16 protein-coding genes and 1 pseudogene are annotated in these 14,670 nt (G+C 40.9%); 5 read left to right on the top strand and 12 right to left on the bottom strand.

Going from position 1 to position 14,670, the window contains the following annotated elements:
- Window positions 1–7 precede the first annotated feature (7 nt).
- From PG766_RS01890 to PG766_RS01875, 4 genes are all read left to right on the top strand, one after another.
- Window positions 8–1,045, top strand: coding sequence for a hypothetical protein (locus PG766_RS01890; protein WP_118198316.1), 1,038 nt, complete (start codon window positions 8–10; stop codon window positions 1,043–1,045).
- A 265-nt stretch (window positions 1,046–1,310) separates the two neighbouring features.
- Window positions 1,311–2,027, top strand: coding sequence for a hypothetical protein (locus PG766_RS01885; protein WP_118198317.1), 717 nt, complete (start codon window positions 1,311–1,313; stop codon window positions 2,025–2,027).
- Window positions 2,024–2,617: a recombinase family protein gene (locus PG766_RS01880; protein WP_182438564.1), complete on the top strand. Its 594-nt coding sequence runs from the start codon at window positions 2,024–2,026 to the stop codon at window positions 2,615–2,617. The genes PG766_RS01885 and PG766_RS01880 overlap by 4 nt, the downstream gene beginning before the upstream one ends.
- Before the next feature lie 52 nt (window positions 2,618–2,669).
- The gene (locus PG766_RS01875; protein WP_118198319.1) at window positions 2,670–3,143 is read left to right on the top strand and encodes a hypothetical protein; all 474 of its coding nucleotides are present in this window, start codon (window positions 2,670–2,672) and stop codon (window positions 3,141–3,143) included.
- 82 nt (window positions 3,144–3,225) lie between these two features.
- Here the strand turns inward: PG766_RS01875 and PG766_RS01870 are convergent.
- Window positions 3,226–3,900, bottom strand: a pseudogene (locus PG766_RS01870) (carboxypeptidase-like regulatory domain-containing protein); the annotation flags it as partial.
- A 128-nt stretch (window positions 3,901–4,028) separates the two neighbouring features.
- Here PG766_RS01870 and PG766_RS01865 point away from each other — a divergent pair.
- A complete protein-coding gene (locus PG766_RS01865; RefSeq protein WP_270590319.1) occupies window positions 4,029–5,252 on the top strand; it encodes a transglutaminase domain-containing protein in 1,224 nt (407 codons plus the stop codon).
- Window positions 5,253–5,292: 40 nt separating this feature from the next.
- Here the strand turns inward: PG766_RS01865 and recG are convergent, their stop codons facing one another.
- From recG to PG766_RS01810, 11 genes are all read right to left on the bottom strand, one after another.
- Window positions 5,293–7,353 carry an ATP-dependent DNA helicase RecG gene (gene recG / locus PG766_RS01860; RefSeq protein WP_270590318.1) on the bottom strand — a complete coding sequence of 687 codons (2,061 nt, stop codon included), beginning with the start codon at window positions 7,351–7,353 and terminating at the stop codon, window positions 5,293–5,295.
- A gap of 4 nt (window positions 7,354–7,357) precedes the next feature.
- Window positions 7,358–9,025, bottom strand: coding sequence for a DAK2 domain-containing protein (locus PG766_RS01855; protein ID WP_118198323.1), 1,668 nt, complete (start codon window positions 9,023–9,025; stop codon window positions 7,358–7,360).
- Between the two features lie 17 nt (window positions 9,026–9,042).
- A complete protein-coding gene (locus tag PG766_RS01850) occupies window positions 9,043–9,402 on the bottom strand; it encodes an Asp23/Gls24 family envelope stress response protein (protein WP_008375262.1) in 360 nt (119 codons plus the stop codon).
- 44 nt (window positions 9,403–9,446) lie between these two features.
- Entirely contained in the window at window positions 9,447–9,569 is a 123-nt protein-coding gene (locus PG766_RS01845; RefSeq protein WP_264472185.1) for a hypothetical protein, read from the bottom strand.
- Between the two features lie 123 nt (window positions 9,570–9,692).
- Entirely contained in the window at window positions 9,693–9,881 is a 189-nt protein-coding gene (rpmB, locus tag PG766_RS01840) for a 50S ribosomal protein L28 (protein ID WP_022219990.1), read from the bottom strand.
- 107 nt (window positions 9,882–9,988) lie between these two features.
- A complete protein-coding gene (locus PG766_RS01835) occupies window positions 9,989–10,702 on the bottom strand; it encodes a CpsD/CapB family tyrosine-protein kinase (protein ID WP_022219989.1) in 714 nt (237 codons plus the stop codon).
- Between the two features lie 44 nt (window positions 10,703–10,746).
- Window positions 10,747–11,451, bottom strand: a complete 705-nt coding sequence (locus PG766_RS01830) for a CpsB/CapC family capsule biosynthesis tyrosine phosphatase (protein WP_117558305.1) — start codon at window positions 11,449–11,451, stop codon at window positions 10,747–10,749.
- 83 nt (window positions 11,452–11,534) lie between these two features.
- Window positions 11,535–12,143, bottom strand: coding sequence for a hypothetical protein (locus PG766_RS01825; RefSeq protein WP_270590315.1), 609 nt, complete (start codon window positions 12,141–12,143; stop codon window positions 11,535–11,537).
- 63 nt (window positions 12,144–12,206) lie between these two features.
- On the bottom strand, window positions 12,207–13,190 hold the full coding sequence (locus tag PG766_RS01820; protein WP_118198324.1) for an LCP family protein: 984 nt from the start codon (window positions 13,188–13,190) through the stop codon (window positions 12,207–12,209).
- A complete protein-coding gene (locus tag PG766_RS01815) occupies window positions 13,180–13,956 on the bottom strand; it encodes a class B sortase (protein ID WP_118198325.1) in 777 nt (258 codons plus the stop codon). The genes PG766_RS01820 and PG766_RS01815 overlap by 11 nt, the downstream gene beginning before the upstream one ends.
- A complete protein-coding gene (locus tag PG766_RS01810) occupies window positions 13,953–14,663 on the bottom strand; it encodes a YveK family protein (RefSeq protein ID WP_270590314.1) in 711 nt (236 codons plus the stop codon). The genes PG766_RS01815 and PG766_RS01810 overlap by 4 nt, the downstream gene beginning before the upstream one ends.
- Between the last annotated feature and the right edge of the window lie 7 nt (window positions 14,664–14,670).

Genomic DNA, 14,670 nt, shown 5'->3' with positions numbered 1-14,670 from the left:
ATAAATTATGTCAAGACAAGAAGAATTGGAAAATCTTACAACTGCGTATTATTTAGAGGATACGCTACTAATTCTTAATCGTGATTTAAACGAACTTAACCATAATATTCCAAAAGCACCTAGACAGCCTTTGAAACCAACAGAACCTATGGAAATGACACCACAGAAAGTGCAACTAAAGCAATATCCACAAATTCAACCGCCATATATAAAAACACCGTCAAATTGGAAAAAGGGAATTCCCCTTTATATTATCGGTATAATAATTGGCTTAATAAAAGAATCCTTTATATTTATCGGAAGTGTAATAGCCATTTGTGGTATTGTATACTCACTTCGTTTACTATCTAAAGACCGTGCATGGGTTAAGCAACAAAAGAAAGAAGCTGTTGAAAATATAAGAAACTCTGCTGATTATCAGAAAAAGTGTAAAGAAATAGATTCTGAAAATGAGAAAAGACAGCTAGCTGAATCTAATCGGGTGCATGAGGAATATCTGAAAATGTATGAACGTTATAAAAGTGAATGCAAAGACTATAATAATGCGTTAGAACAGTATAAAAAGGACTATGACCATTACCAGACCTATACCATGGCTACATATAATAGCAAAAAAGAAGAACTAAAGAATGTAATTGCTCAAACCCATGATACATTAGAGGAAGTATATAAGAAAAATATTATCCCTGCACAATATCGTGGAATTGGGTCAGTTGCATATTTAGCAACTTTTATGGGAACTTCTGATTATGATTTAAAATTTGCAATAGAAAGATATGATCAGGACGTATCGCATCGCTATCAACAACAGCAAGTTGATATTGCAAATCAACAGTTGAACGCTATGCGTACTCAAACTCAAATATTGAACGATGTTCTGCAAAATCAGCATTATGCCACTTATCTTAATGAACAGGTACTTGATATTCAAGAACATGGAAATAAACTTTTAAGAAGTATCAGTAACTGGCAGAAAGCAGATATACTTATTAACGAACATAGATATCAAAAAAGACAGCAGGCAATTAAAAAGGCTAAACAATAGTATATCCCCCATAAAAGAAAACATCTCTTTTCCTTTATGGTTATTTCCATTCAAAAAATATCTGTAATCCAATGTGATTATGGATATTTTTTGCATATATCATAAAAGAAATTTAACCCACCGTTTCTTTTATGTTTTGGGTTGAACAGCAAATTATTACGAAATTATTAACGGATTTCAGAGGGGTTGAATGTAACATAGTATCATCTTACAATATAAATAATCAATCGACGTCGAAAGAGAAAACACAAAGGAGATGATTTCTATGAATGAAAACTTATTTTTGCTTTATAACCATTATGGAATAAAAGAAACTTTCACAGATTCGCAAATTATTTTCCATGCAGTTAATCGTTCCTATCGTGACTTTTGGCGACAGATACACTTTCATGGCAAGAATGTGTTTAATCAGGATACCAAAAACGAGTATAAATCAGAATTTTTTCTTTCTGAAAATCTGCCACGTTTGTTTGAATCAGAAACCCAACAGGATTTTGATAAAACACATTATGCTTTATGTAATACACTCATTCATATGTACGATGGAATATGCAAATGGTCATATGGCATTGCTCAAAGACTAATCAATCAGACACTTGTTCATCTGATAGTAATTGAGTCCAATCTCCAAACAAGATACTGGGATATCAATTCTGCAAGAAGATTTTTCCATGTACCTGTAGAAACATATACGTTACAAATGGCTACTGCTTACGGAAGAGATACTTACAAACATGTATTACATTTAAAATGTGCACCTCTTGAAGATGTAACCAACCACTACCATATGAACTACTATAATATTGAAAAAGTATTGCCTTTTGAGAAATGGGAGTTTCCAGAATATATAGAATATCAGACAGCATTACGAAAGACGATAGAAGAATCTTCCTATGCTGACCCTGTTGATTGGTGGTTTCAGGCGTTTGCAGAGGTTGCCGGTATAAGATTTACACACAGCTCAAGGAGTGAATGCAAATGATATACGGATACGCAAGATGTTCCACTAATGAGGATTTACAGGATATTGAACGACAGGTAAGAGAACTAAAACAGCAAGGTGCTACTGATGAAACAATCTACAAAGAATATGAAAGTGGAACAAAAACCAATCGTGCAGAATTAGATAAACTCTTAAATATCGTGCAATCAGGCGATACAATTATTGCTACTGAGGTCAGCCGATTTACACGAAGCACCATGCAATTATGCGAAATCATAGAATTTGTCAAAAAGAATCATATCAAATTGGTGCTTGGAACTTTTGAAGTAGACTGTAGCAAAGAACTTGATCCAATGACTGAGGGAATGTTAAAAATGATGGGTGTATTTGCAGAACTGGAACGTAACATGATAAGCCAACGTGTAAAAAGCGGAATGGAAAATGCCAAAGCAAAAGGTAAGACAATCGGAAGACCTGTAACAACCATTGATAATATTCCATCCGTTTTTTATCATTACTATCCTCAATACAAAAATAAAAAAATAAACAAATCTGAGTTAGCACGCCTTTGTTCTCTTTCAATCCCAACGGTGTACAAGTATTTGAAAATTATTGAAGAGCAAAATTAACATTATAGATGGTGTTGCACCCAGTTAATTCCATGAAAGAGAGGTTATTTTCATGCAGGTAAGTATTTATTCCAGACAGGCGATTGAAACGCTTATCAATGGAGATTTTCCGAAAAATTCAGCTGTTATCAGTTTTCTTGACCCATCCGATAATTATCACAATAAAAACTCTGCCCCAGTTGACTATAAAAATAAGGCAGAGCGAATATTTTATGTTGCCGTACATGATATTGATTTATCCGTTCTGCCTAAATTTAATTTGAGCTATGACAGCTATTTTCCTGAAGCTGACCAACTGGCAGAATTTATCTTTGATGCAAAAAATGACGGACTGGATATCATCTGTCAATGTGAATATGGAGAAAGCAGAAGTTCTGGCTGTGCGGCTGCCATTCTTGAATATTTCTACAAAACAGGAATTTCTGTTTTCACAGATTATAGATATTATCCGAATCAGGTCATCTATCACAAAGTTTTTGACGCTTTATCCAACTACCCAAAAAGAATGCATGTCCCTAAATGCTAACATCTTCCACATTCTTTCAGCTGAATGACTAATTCATTAAGAAAGATACTTTTGCAACCGTGAATGACCTTATACGAAGTGACCATTCGGTGTAAACCCGGTTCAGCGTAAAAGACATGATTGCCAGTACATTTGCCCGGATCGTATTTTCCGGCCAGGTTGCATAGATTTCACTGGAAGCAACATTTTTGATATAATCTTTATATTTTACATAATAATTCTGTGCGGTAGAATCGCGTGGTGAGCCATTGTGAACAACAATGTATTCCGGCACGACAACTCTGCTTAGCACAATCTCACCGGTTTCGTTTACCGGCTTGATCTCGTTTTCCGGGATTTTCGGCGGATACACACCGTACAGAGTATGTGCAGGAATCACAAAGATTTCCGGGGTCTGGTCTTCCGTGACAAGTGGACGCAGACGAATCTTCTGAATTGCCGTCACACCGGCCAGTATTTCCGTTCCTGCGATGTTGACCGGCTCGAATCCCGGAGCGTTTACTTCCAGGGTATATTCCGCATATGGCTGTTCTTCATTTGTTACATCCAGGCTATACTCCACAGGCGGTGCGTCAAGCTCAATGGTTTCACTTTGTCCGGAGCTATCGGTTGTCAGTTCTTCCAGTGTGTTTTCAGGAATACCTGTATAGGAAATACGGATTGACGCATCTGGAACGGGAAAAGAATCAATAGACGAAGTAATCTGTATCTGCAAATTTCCCCGATCAGAAGTCTGCATGGCTTTCAAAAATCTCATATCTGATATCCTCAAGGCTTTTTATACTGTCAGAAACATTATATGTAAAAAATGCCCGTGTTGTGCAAAAATGAAGGGTATGTTATGATGAAACATACAGATGAGTATTTGGAGGAATTAAATAGATTATGCGAAAAAAGATGCATCAAACAGGGAAATTTTTTTCGTTCATTCTTTTGGGACTTGGCTGTCTCTGTCTTATATCCGGAGGAATCCTGATCGGCAGACAAATGTCAGCCACTCCGAAAGCAGAGAGTTCCGCGCCGGAAGAAGTTCCTTATGAACAGGAAAAAATTACGGATGCAGAGGTTACCGGAGAATTCTACTATGAACAGCTTTCTGATGAAGAGCAAACGGTTTACCGGGAAATTCTTCAGGGTATCCAGGAAAATAAAAAAGAAATTTATCTGCATTGCAGCAACGCGAATACTGCAAATGAAGTATTTCAGAATGTGTTAAATGACAGACCGGAAATTTTCTGGTGTGATGGAAATGCGACTTCCACAGAATATTCTCAGTCCGAAGGACAGAGCCGATATGTAGTAATAGAGCCCAATTATCTTTATGAGGGAGAAGAAAAAGAACAACGGAATCAGGAGATTGAATCGGCAAGAACCTCCTGTCTTTCTGGCATTTCAGACCTTTCAGATGAATACGAAAAGATAAAATACATTTACACCTATCTCATAGATAACGTAGATTATGATCTTGATGCACCGGATAACCAGAATATTTACAGTGCTCTTGTCGGAAAAAGATCGGTTTGTGCCGGCTATGCAAAAAGCTGCCAGTATCTGCTGCAACAACTGGGTATTTACTGTATCTATGTAACCGGACAGACTACAGATCCAAATGGAGGCATCGCAGACCATGCATGGAATATTGTTCAGTGCAATGGTCAATATTATTATGTAGATGCAACCTGGGGAGATCCGATTTTTCTCGGCGAAGATAATGGCTATCAGATACCGAACCTGATTGCTTACGATTATCTCTGCTGCAGTGAAAAAGAGCTAGAAAAAACACATATGATCAGCACGGACTATGTATATCCATCATGTCAGTCTGAAAATCTGAACTATTATCAGCTGAACGGCATGTATTATGATACCTATGAGCCTGGTATGCTGCGAGAAGTGATCGACAGATCGATTGAGAGCCAGGAGGCTTATACGATATTTAAAATGTCAGATGATGCAGTCTATCAGGAGGTCGTGGATGAAATGCACGAAACCCTCATGGAAGAAGGTGCAGGATACCTGGGTGAGCTATATGGACTTTGGCAGGTTTCTTATTCATACAGTGAAGAAGCATCCCTTAACAAATTTATTATTTACTGGTTTTATGAATAAAAAGATAGTGGGCAGAACAATTTGCCCACTATCTTTTTATCTACAACGTCGTTTCCAGATTGTTTCCCGAAATGTATGCCGCAAGCTTTTCACCAAGCAGTTTATATTTTTCGCCTTCTAACAGTGGATCTTCCCTCAGGATTTCCCCCGATGCTTCTCCTGCTTTTTTCAGAAGCTCCGAATCCTGGAACACATCTCCGATCCGGAAATCCATTAATCCGCTTTGCCGGATTCCAAAAAGATCTCCTGGTCCCCGAAGCTTCAGATCTTCATTCGCAATAAAAAATCCATCATTGGATTTGTTCAGGATCTCAAGTCGTTTTTTTGTCTCTTTCGTCTTCGAACCACTCATAAAAATACAATAGGACTGGTGTCTGCCACGTCCTACACGCCCGCGGAGCTGATGAAGCTGTGCCAGCCCAAAACGCTCAGCATTCTCCACCATGATCACCGTAGCATTCGGCACATTGATACCAACCTCAATAACTGTTGTCGACACCAGGACCTGGATCTCATTCTTTGCAAATGCTCCCATGATCTCGTCTTTTTCTGCCTGTTTCATCCGCCCATGAAGCGCAGCGATCCGGATCTTGTCACCCATCTCACTTTGCAGAAGCTGCGCATAGTCAAGAACATTCTCTGCATCCATTGCCTCGCTCTCTTCTACCATCGGACAAATCACATAGCACTGTCTTCCTTCGGCGACCTGCTTCTGCATAAAGCGGTAAGCAGTCGGTCGGTAACTGGTATCCACCACACAGTTCTTGATTGGCAGACGGTTTGCCGGAAGTTCATCAATCACCGAAATATCCAGATCTCCATATAAAATGATTGCCAGTGTTCGAGGAATCGGTGTCGCACTCATTACAAGAATATGAGGAATTTGTCCTTTCCCGGCAAGTGCCTCTCTCTGACGGACACCAAATCGGTGCTGTTCATCGGTAACAACAAGTGCCAGATTCTGGTATTCCACCTTCTCCTGGATCAGTGCATGGGTTCCCAGAACAATCTGCACTTCTCCCGCAGCAATCCTCTGATAAGCTTCCCTTTTTTCCTTTGCTGTCATCGACCCGGTCAAGAGCTCGGTTTTCACCGGAATCTGATACTTTTCCAGCATCTCTATGACTGATTCGTAATGCTGCTTGGCCAGAACTTCTGTCGGAGCCATCATTGCGCCCTGATAACCGTTCAGTGCCGCCAGAAGAAGAGCCAGAAGCGCTACTATTGTCTTACCAGAGCCAACATCCCCCTGGATCAGGCGTGACATCACTAGCTTTCCGCACATCTCCTCCTGGATCTGTTCCCAGACTCTCTTCTGTGCTCCGGTCAGTTCATATGGCAGATTTGCAAGAAAGCGGTCGATTTCCGACCGCCTTTTTATCACAAATCCATTTTCGGCACGCTCATTTCGCTCCCTCGTCCTGCGAAGAGCAAGCGCGAAAACTAAAAATTCTTCAAATACAAGTCTCTCTCTTGCATGGTAAAATTCTGCCTTATCCAGTGGAAAATGTATCCCGCGGATCGCATAGTTATACTCAGCCAGATGATATCGAAGGCGCAGATCTTTCGGTAGATCATCAGAGACGAGATCCAGATATTCCATCGCACCTTTAACCGCTTTTGCTACCGCATTGTTCGTCATACCGGCAGTTAACGGATAAATTGGCTGAAGAGTTCCACACTTTTTATCGTAACTATCCGGTGGTGAAAATAACTCTGGATGCTCCATAATCAGCTGATCCTTTTTTGAAACTACCCGTCCTCTTATGATAACTGGCATTCCCTGCTTCAATGTATTACGCAGAAATGGCATACGAAACCAGATCACCTTCAAAGTACCAGTCAGATCTTTTACGTATGCTGTCGTAATCTGCATACGCTTTCCTCCTCCAACCTGTACTCTTCCGTATATCACACCTTTTACCGTGCTGATCTTTCCTTCTTCCAGCTCTCCTACGCTTACCGGCTCTTCATATACATCATATCCTCTGGGATAATAACGGAGCAGATCGCCGATGGTAAAAATTCCCATCTTGTGAAACAGTTCCTCGGTTTTTGCCCCGATTCCTTTCAGATTACGGATTTCTGACTGCTCATTCATAAGTCTATTCTACCGCCAACACATAGTAATAAATCGGCTGTCCGCCCATGTGTGCATCTACGTCCATATCCGGATATAATTCTTCAATCTCTGCTGTCAGCTTTTCTGCTTCTTCTTCGGAAACTTCTTCTCCATAATAGAGACTGATCAGTTCAGAATCATCATTTACCAGCTGTGCCAGCATGTCCTTTGTAGTACCATCGACAGACTTACCAACTGCAAGGATACCTGCATCACCAATTCCCATGATATCACCTTCATGGATTTCTTTATCATCGATGTGGGTATCACGGACAGCATAAGTCACCTGACCTGTCTTTACACATTTGATCGCTTCCAGCATCGTCTCTTCATTTGTATCCACATCTTCTTCTGCATTGTAATTCAGAACTGCTGTGATTCCCTGCGGAACGGTCTTTGTCGGAATTACGATAATATCCTTGTCTTCTGTCAGATCACGCGCCTGATTTGCAGCCATTACGATATTCTTATTATTCGGAAGAATGTAAATATAGTCTGCATTTACATGATCGATCGCTGTCAACATATCCTCCGTACTCGGGTTCATGGTCTGACCACCTTCGATAATGTAGTCCACGCCAAGTTCTTTGAAGATTTCATTTAATCCTTCTCCGATCGAAACAGCAATAAATCCGACCTTTTTACGTGGCTCTTTGGCTTTTTCTTTCTCTTTCTGGGCTGCTGCAAGCTTTTCTGCATCTTTGATCAGCTTTTCCTGATGCTCTTCACGCATATTATCAATCTTCATACGGGATAACTGTCCATAAGTAAGTGCTTTCTGGATTGCAAGTCCCGGATCATTCGTATGAACATGAATCTTAACAACGTCTTCATCAGCTACACATACGATAGAATCCCCAATGGATTCCAGATAAGCCTTAAATTCTACTTCATCCTTTTCTGTAAATTCTTTGTCCAGGAGAATAATAAATTCGGTACAGTAACCAAATTTGATATCCACTGTACTCTCATTTTCAACCTTTGTTGCATTAACAGCCGGAGAAGCCGGTGCAAGTGCACTATAGTCAATCTCTTTGTCGAGGAATGCATCATATGCCCCACGCAGCACCTCCAGAAGTCCCTGTCCGCCGGAATCTACAACACCTGCCTCCTTTAATACAGGAAGCATATCCGGAGTCTTTGCCAGAACAGTCTCTGCCTCTTCAATCAGCTTCGGGAGAAATTCTTCCAGATCATCTGTCTCCTCTGCAAGTGTCTGAGCCTTTTCAGCCACTCCTTTTGCAACGGTAAGAATCGTACCTTCCTTCGGCTTCATAACAGCCTTATATGCTGTCTCTTTTGCACGTACAGCTGCTCTTGCAAGTGCAGGTACATCAATTTCACTTTCCGTCTTGATGGATTTTGTGAATCCACGAAGCAGCTGAGAAAGAATAACACCGGAGTTACCTCTTGCACCACGGAGAGAACCGGATGAAATTGCCTTCGCAAGAGAAGCCATATCCATGCCTTCCAGTGCAGTTACTTCTTTTGCTGCCGCCATAATTGTCATAGACATATTGGTTCCTGTATCACCATCCGGTACAGGGAACACGTTCAGTTCATTGATATATTCCTTTTTTGCTTCTATATTCTGTGCGCCTGCAAGAAACATCTTCGCAAGCAGTTCTACATCGATACTCTTTGTTGCCACAACAAGTTCCTCCTTAATTAATCGATCACGCGGACGCCTTCGATATAGATGTTGATCTTATCGACGCTCATACCTGTAAATTCTTCAACTTTATACTTCACGTTGCTGATCAGATTGTCTGTTACTGCTGAAATACTTACTCCGTAAGCTACGACCACATGAAAATTAAGTGTAATCTTATTCTCATCAGAGATTCCGACCTGGATTCCCTTTGTAAGGCTTTCTTTTTTCAAAAGTTTTACCAGACCATCTTTCATGCTGACAGCTGCCATACCGACAATTCCAAAACATTCAACTGCTACAGATCCTGCATATTTTGCGATCACTTCCGGATCGATCGTGATGATTCCTAAATCAGTACTCATACTTCCCTTCATATGCCATCCTCCAATTCTCAAAATTCATATCAATAAATCTATTTTTAAACGTTGAAAATATTATACTCTATTTCCAATGCTTTTACAACCAATGCAGCCCGATAATCAGGCATGCTGACACCTGCCTGATTATACGGCAGCTCACTTAACAGTTCACTGTCGTACATTCGCCAAATACAGATCCAATCAGATTTTTGTGCGAGCACAAATCTGGACAATTCCGTATTTGTCTCATCGTATACGCAAAAAACCGAAGCTTAAAAGCTTCGGTTCTCATCATTCCGCTCAGATTAAGCTCTTTCAACGCGTCCGGATTTCAGGCAGCTTGTACATACGTACATTTTCTGTGTTCCGCCGTTTTCCGTTTTAACTCTAACGGATTTTACGTTAGATTTCCACATCTTAGATGATCTTCTATGAGAGTGACTTACGTTATTTCCGAAATGAGCACCCTTTTCACAAATAGCACATTTAGCCATGATTGCACCTCCTAACGATCTGAAATGTCCGCTTACAAATCTTGCAGACTCACAACAATAGTTATTTTAACAGAAACTTTTAACAATTGCAAGTGTTATTTTCACTTTTATGCATTTTTTGTTTCTTCATTATGTCCATAATAACCCTCATACTTCTGTGAGCCATAATATTTGTTATAATATCCCTTCTGGTTCTTACGCTCTACCTTGTTAAGGACAACGCCAAGAACGGACACTCCCGAATTTTCCAGCTGGTCTTTTACATTCTGCACCAGACGGTATTTGGTCTTACCTGCTTCGACAACAATGATCGCGCCATCACTCTGATGTCCGATGATTGCCGCATCAATAACAAGACCAAGCGGCGGACAGTCAATGATAATATAATCATAGACATTCTTCATGGACTCCAGCATACCGGTAAAACGTTTGGATTCCAGAAGCTCTGTCGGATTCGGAGCCTCCGGTCCGGAAAGAAGAATATGAAATTTCGGAATATTTGTCGCCATAATCACATCTGCAAGCACACACTGTCCGGAGAGGAAGTGTGACAGCCCTTTATCTGCACCGGTAATCTGAAGTTTCGATGCCATAACAGAATTCCTGATATCCGCATCAACAAGAATAACAGATTTTCCCATGTCTGCAATTGATTCTGCCAGCGCAACAGAAACAGAGCTTTTCCCCTCTCTCGGCACACAGCTTGTTACAAGAATGACTCTTTTATCATCTCCGCAAAACTGCAGATTGGTACGCAATGTCCGGATTGCTTCACGCACCCCGTAGCTTTTCTTTTCAATCGATAAATTAACCTTTTTCAACAAAACACCTGCTTTCTTCCCCACGCGGGGCTATCTGAATCTCTTTATCTGCTCTTCCATATCCGTCTTGGATTATCTACAAAAATCTCTTCCGCATAATCCTGTCCCATCTTTTTTCTGACGTAAGTGGCACACTTCCCGAGGTTCATCTTCCGCCCCTCCAGATTGTGTGCATCTGATCCTATAAAATCCACAAGATCATCTTTCATCAGGCCGGCACAGAACTTTTTAATCGTATGTCCTTCATATCCCAATACGGAATCTGCATTTATCTGGATCTGTGCTCCAAGTTTTTTCAGTTCCTGGATTCTCTCCGGTTCCTGACAGCAAAAATACCTTTCAACATGTGCAACGATCGGTCGATATCCCTTGGTGATCAGCTCATAAATGTAATTACGGACCGTGACAAAACTGTCATTGGTTGAAAACTCTGTCAAAACATATCTGCTTCCAAGCATCGTCGGCCGAAGCTTCTTATCAAGATGCCGGATCATCTGCTCATTCCGGTAATACTCGCAGCCAAGCCTCAGTCCAATTCCAACTTCTTCAGCATAATCGCGAAGTTCATGGTATACTCGGATCACCTTTTTCATGGAAGGCTCAAACATCTCCGGTCTGTAATGCGGAGTCGCAATGATATAACGTACTCCCTGCTCATAGGCATCCCGTATCATTGCTCTGGAAGTCTCCATATCCGGTGCTCCATCATCTACTCCCGGAAGAATATGACAATGAATATCTACCAACATCAAAACGTATCTCTCCTGTCAAAAAGAAAACGCCCCTCACGGTGACTCCCGCCACAAAGAAGCGTTTTCAACATATGTTTGTATTATCTAACAGCTTTCTTTTTAAGACCGAATGCTACTGCTACTGCTGCCAGTCCAAGTACTGCAACTGCTGATACAGCTGTTGCGCTTGTAGCCGGTGAAGTAGCTGTTCCTGTAGCGGATGTAAGAGTTGTCTTGTCAACAACAAATGCAACCGGTGACAGTGAACTAAATGTACCTGTTACTGTTCCATCTGCAACAGTTGTATCAATCTTCTCCCAAGCTGATGCTGATCTATTGTAATGCAGAATCTGAACTTTAGAAGAAGCTGTTACGCCTTTCATTACGAATGTGATCTTAAGTGGGAATTTAGCTCCTTCCGGCGCTGTAACTTCCTTAACATCAGCAACTGTCATATTCACATTAAAATCGCTCCCAATTACTTCTTTCAATTTTGCTTCAGTCTTAATGTCTGCAACTGCCTGTGTGTATTCTGCCGGGATCTCAGATGTGATAGAAACATTCACTGCATTACCATCTGTATCTGTTGCGCTGCTTACAGCTGTAACAACTGTAGAAGCTGCCGGGCTTGGTGCTGCAAATGCCGTCATTCCGATGCAGGATACCATAGCTGCAATAAGACCAACTGTCTTTAAGATTCTTGACTTCATTTTCTTTGACCTCCTCACATAGTTTATTTGATATTCGCTATATCAAGCTATACTATACTACAATTACATTATTTTGTAAAATATTTTTAATATTATTTTTTTTAATTCTTTATTGTCTACCAGATACTGCGCATGTCCGTCTTTCTCAATAATCTCACCCGGAACTTTCACGGTGTCCTCTGCAATCTTATAATCTGTCAGCTCTTCCATCTCATCCGCAGTCATGTTTGTTGTCATATAATCCTCCAATTTCTGGTACAGAGAAAGATACTCTGTTTCGCTTTGAATACTCTGCATCTTCTCGATCAGAGCATCCATAAACTGTGACTGACGTTCCATGCGCTGATTGTTACTGTCAAGGACTTCAATATCTCTTTTACGGACATATTTTTCAGCAAGTTCCCCATTAAGAGTAACTTCTGCACCTTTTTCAAATGCAGGATCAACAGCTGTATAATCTTCTGGCACGGTAAGAGTAATTCCTCCAACCGCATCGGTTGCTGCAACCAGCCCCTCCAGCGTCAGTGAAAAATAAGAATCTACATTCACGCCATACATAAGTTCTGATACCTTCTCAGATGTCAGACGGCAGCTCTCTTCTGCCCCGTCCCCATATGCGTACTGAAGTGCGATCTGCCCATTTTCCGTCATCAGCCTGTTACCTGTCACATCATAAATATCGATTCCCACCATAGAATCTCTGGAAATCTGAATGATCTGTGCCGTCTTCTCTTCTTTATTAAGGACCAGAAGATTCAGGCTGTCGCTCTGTCCGTTTTCTCCCGGGTTATTACCAAGATCTGCTTTTTCTTTCTTGTCAACACCCATGAACAGAACGGTCTTGATATCCGGGTTGAGTTTGTATTTCTTTCCGTCTTCTTCGATGATTCCGGACTGTGATTCCGTTTCGTCTGCACCCGCTTCTGCCGATGCCTCCTGTTTTTTCTGCGTACCGCTTTTCCCTTTTGTAACCGTATAAACGACACCTGCCAACAGCCCTGCGCAGATAATTGCAAGTATCACGATTACCAGATTTCTATTCTTCATTTGTCAGAACCGCCTCCACAAGAAGTCTATGGTTTGATTCTCCCGTCACACAGGTACTGAGCGACAGGATCCGGTCTTCTGTTCCTACGCTTTCGATATCACTGTAACGGCTTCTCAGGTCTCTGGAATCCTGAAGTGAATCCAGGAAAGCCTGTCTCTGGTCATCCATTACATAATTGAAAGAGTTGATCAGATGACGGTCATCATAAATAACTGCCGCGAAAATCCGGTAAGTCAGAACATGATCTGGTGTATAAATGATCACATTTGGATATTTTTCAATATATCCTTCTTCCAGATAACGATCCAGTGTATGAAACATGGTATCTACACCCTCACCCATCTGATGTCCGTAAATAACCGTATTGAAATCTGTAAAATTCTTACTGTTGCATGCCTGTGTAAAAATAGCACCATCCGCCGCTTCTACGCGTTCCCAGGTATGAGATAGATAATAATTATCATCCTCATTATTCTGGCAAACCGGATAATCAACGGTTGTTCCATCAATCTTAATCCATGCGTAAATATCCGGGTTTTTTTCCTGAAGGGATGCAAAATCAATCGGTATCTCCGGCTTTGTCTGCTCTCCGTCATCACTATCTGCTTTTGACGGTGTCACATTTTCCGTTGCCAGCTTTTTTGCATCATCATACGACTGCTTCGTCTTTGCCGCCGTGGCGTAATACCAAATCAGATAACCTGCACAGCAGACTGCTATCACAAGCAACACCGCAACAATAATCTTTCTTGTCCTGTCTTTCAAATCGATTCCCTCTTTTCTGTCGGAATCGCTGCAAGCATATGAAGTCCAAGATATTTTTTAATATCATCTTCATTCTGGACTGTATCGTTAACCAAATATTTAATCACAATAATTCCTATAGCCAAAAATGCAACCGCCAACGCTCCAATTATTGTATTTTTCATCGTATTCGGTGATGAAGCTTTTTTAGGTACCACCGCTTCCTCCACAATCTTAGGTTTATCACTAGACATAACATACGCTACTCGTTCTGCTGTCACTTCTGCAAGTTCATTTGCAATTGCCTTTGCCTCTTTTGCATTCTCATCAATTACCGTAAAGCGCAAAATTCGTGTATCAGTCTGATTATCTGTCTGAATCATTGCCACAAGCTCATCATACGAATATTTCAATTTTAACTTTTCAATCACCTCTTCTATAACTGGGCGGCTCGTCGCAAAAATTTCAAAATCAGCTGTAAGCTGCGATCCCATCTGGATATCTGCAAGAGATGTCACACTGGTTGTCTTCGTTAAAATATAAATCATCGATGAAGCTGAATATTTCGGAGTAAGGAAGAGTTTTGTCCCACTAAACGCAATCACTCCACCTACGATAAAGCACAGAATAATCACCCATAATTTATTCAACAACAAATGAAAGATCTCGCCAAGATCAATCTCGATCTCATCATCTCTCTGTGCCTCTAACTGTTTTAATTCATTCATATTTTTC

Source organism: Coprococcus sp. LG101-27 (assembly GCF_027695515.1).
In the GTDB taxonomy this organism is placed as follows: Bacteria; Bacillota; Clostridia; order Lachnospirales; family Lachnospiraceae; genus Allocoprococcus; species Allocoprococcus comes.
Note: the sequence above shows the minus strand (reverse complement) of the source record. Positions and strands in the feature narration are given on the sequence as shown.

Bases quoted from the DNA above. Each gene is read 5' to 3' on its own strand.
- PG766_RS01885 (WP_118198317.1), top strand. From the start codon at position 1,311: ATGAATGAAAACTTATTTTTGCTTTATAACCATTATGGAATAAAAGAA.
- PG766_RS01820 (WP_118198324.1), bottom strand. From the start codon at position 13,190: ATGAAGAATAGAAATCTGGTAATCGTGATACTTGCAATTATCTGCGCA.
- rpmB (WP_022219990.1), bottom strand. From the start codon at position 9,881: ATGGCTAAATGTGCTATTTGTGAAAAGGGTGCTCATTTCGGAAATAAC.
- PG766_RS01865 (WP_270590319.1), top strand. From the start codon at position 4,029: ATGCGAAAAAAGATGCATCAAACAGGGAAATTTTTTTCGTTCATTCTT.
- PG766_RS01845 (WP_264472185.1), bottom strand. From the start codon at position 9,569: ATGTACGACAGTGAACTGTTAAGTGAGCTGCCGTATAATCAGGCAGGT.
- PG766_RS01825 (WP_270590315.1), bottom strand. From the start codon at position 12,143: ATGAAGTCAAGAATCTTAAAGACAGTTGGTCTTATTGCAGCTATGGTA.
- recG (WP_270590318.1), bottom strand. From the start codon at position 7,353: ATGAATGAGCAGTCAGAAATCCGTAATCTGAAAGGAATCGGGGCAAAA.
- PG766_RS01880 (WP_182438564.1), top strand. From the start codon at position 2,024: ATGATATACGGATACGCAAGATGTTCCACTAATGAGGATTTACAGGAT.
- PG766_RS01890 (WP_118198316.1), top strand. From the start codon at position 8: ATGTCAAGACAAGAAGAATTGGAAAATCTTACAACTGCGTATTATTTA.
- PG766_RS01830 (WP_117558305.1), bottom strand. From the start codon at position 11,451: ATGTTGGTAGATATTCATTGTCATATTCTTCCGGGAGTAGATGATGGA.
- PG766_RS01810 (WP_270590314.1), bottom strand. From the start codon at position 14,663: ATGAATGAATTAAAACAGTTAGAGGCACAGAGAGATGATGAGATCGAG.
- PG766_RS01875 (WP_118198319.1), top strand. From the start codon at position 2,670: ATGCAGGTAAGTATTTATTCCAGACAGGCGATTGAAACGCTTATCAAT.
- PG766_RS01850 (WP_008375262.1), bottom strand. From the start codon at position 9,402: ATGAAGGGAAGTATGAGTACTGATTTAGGAATCATCACGATCGATCCG.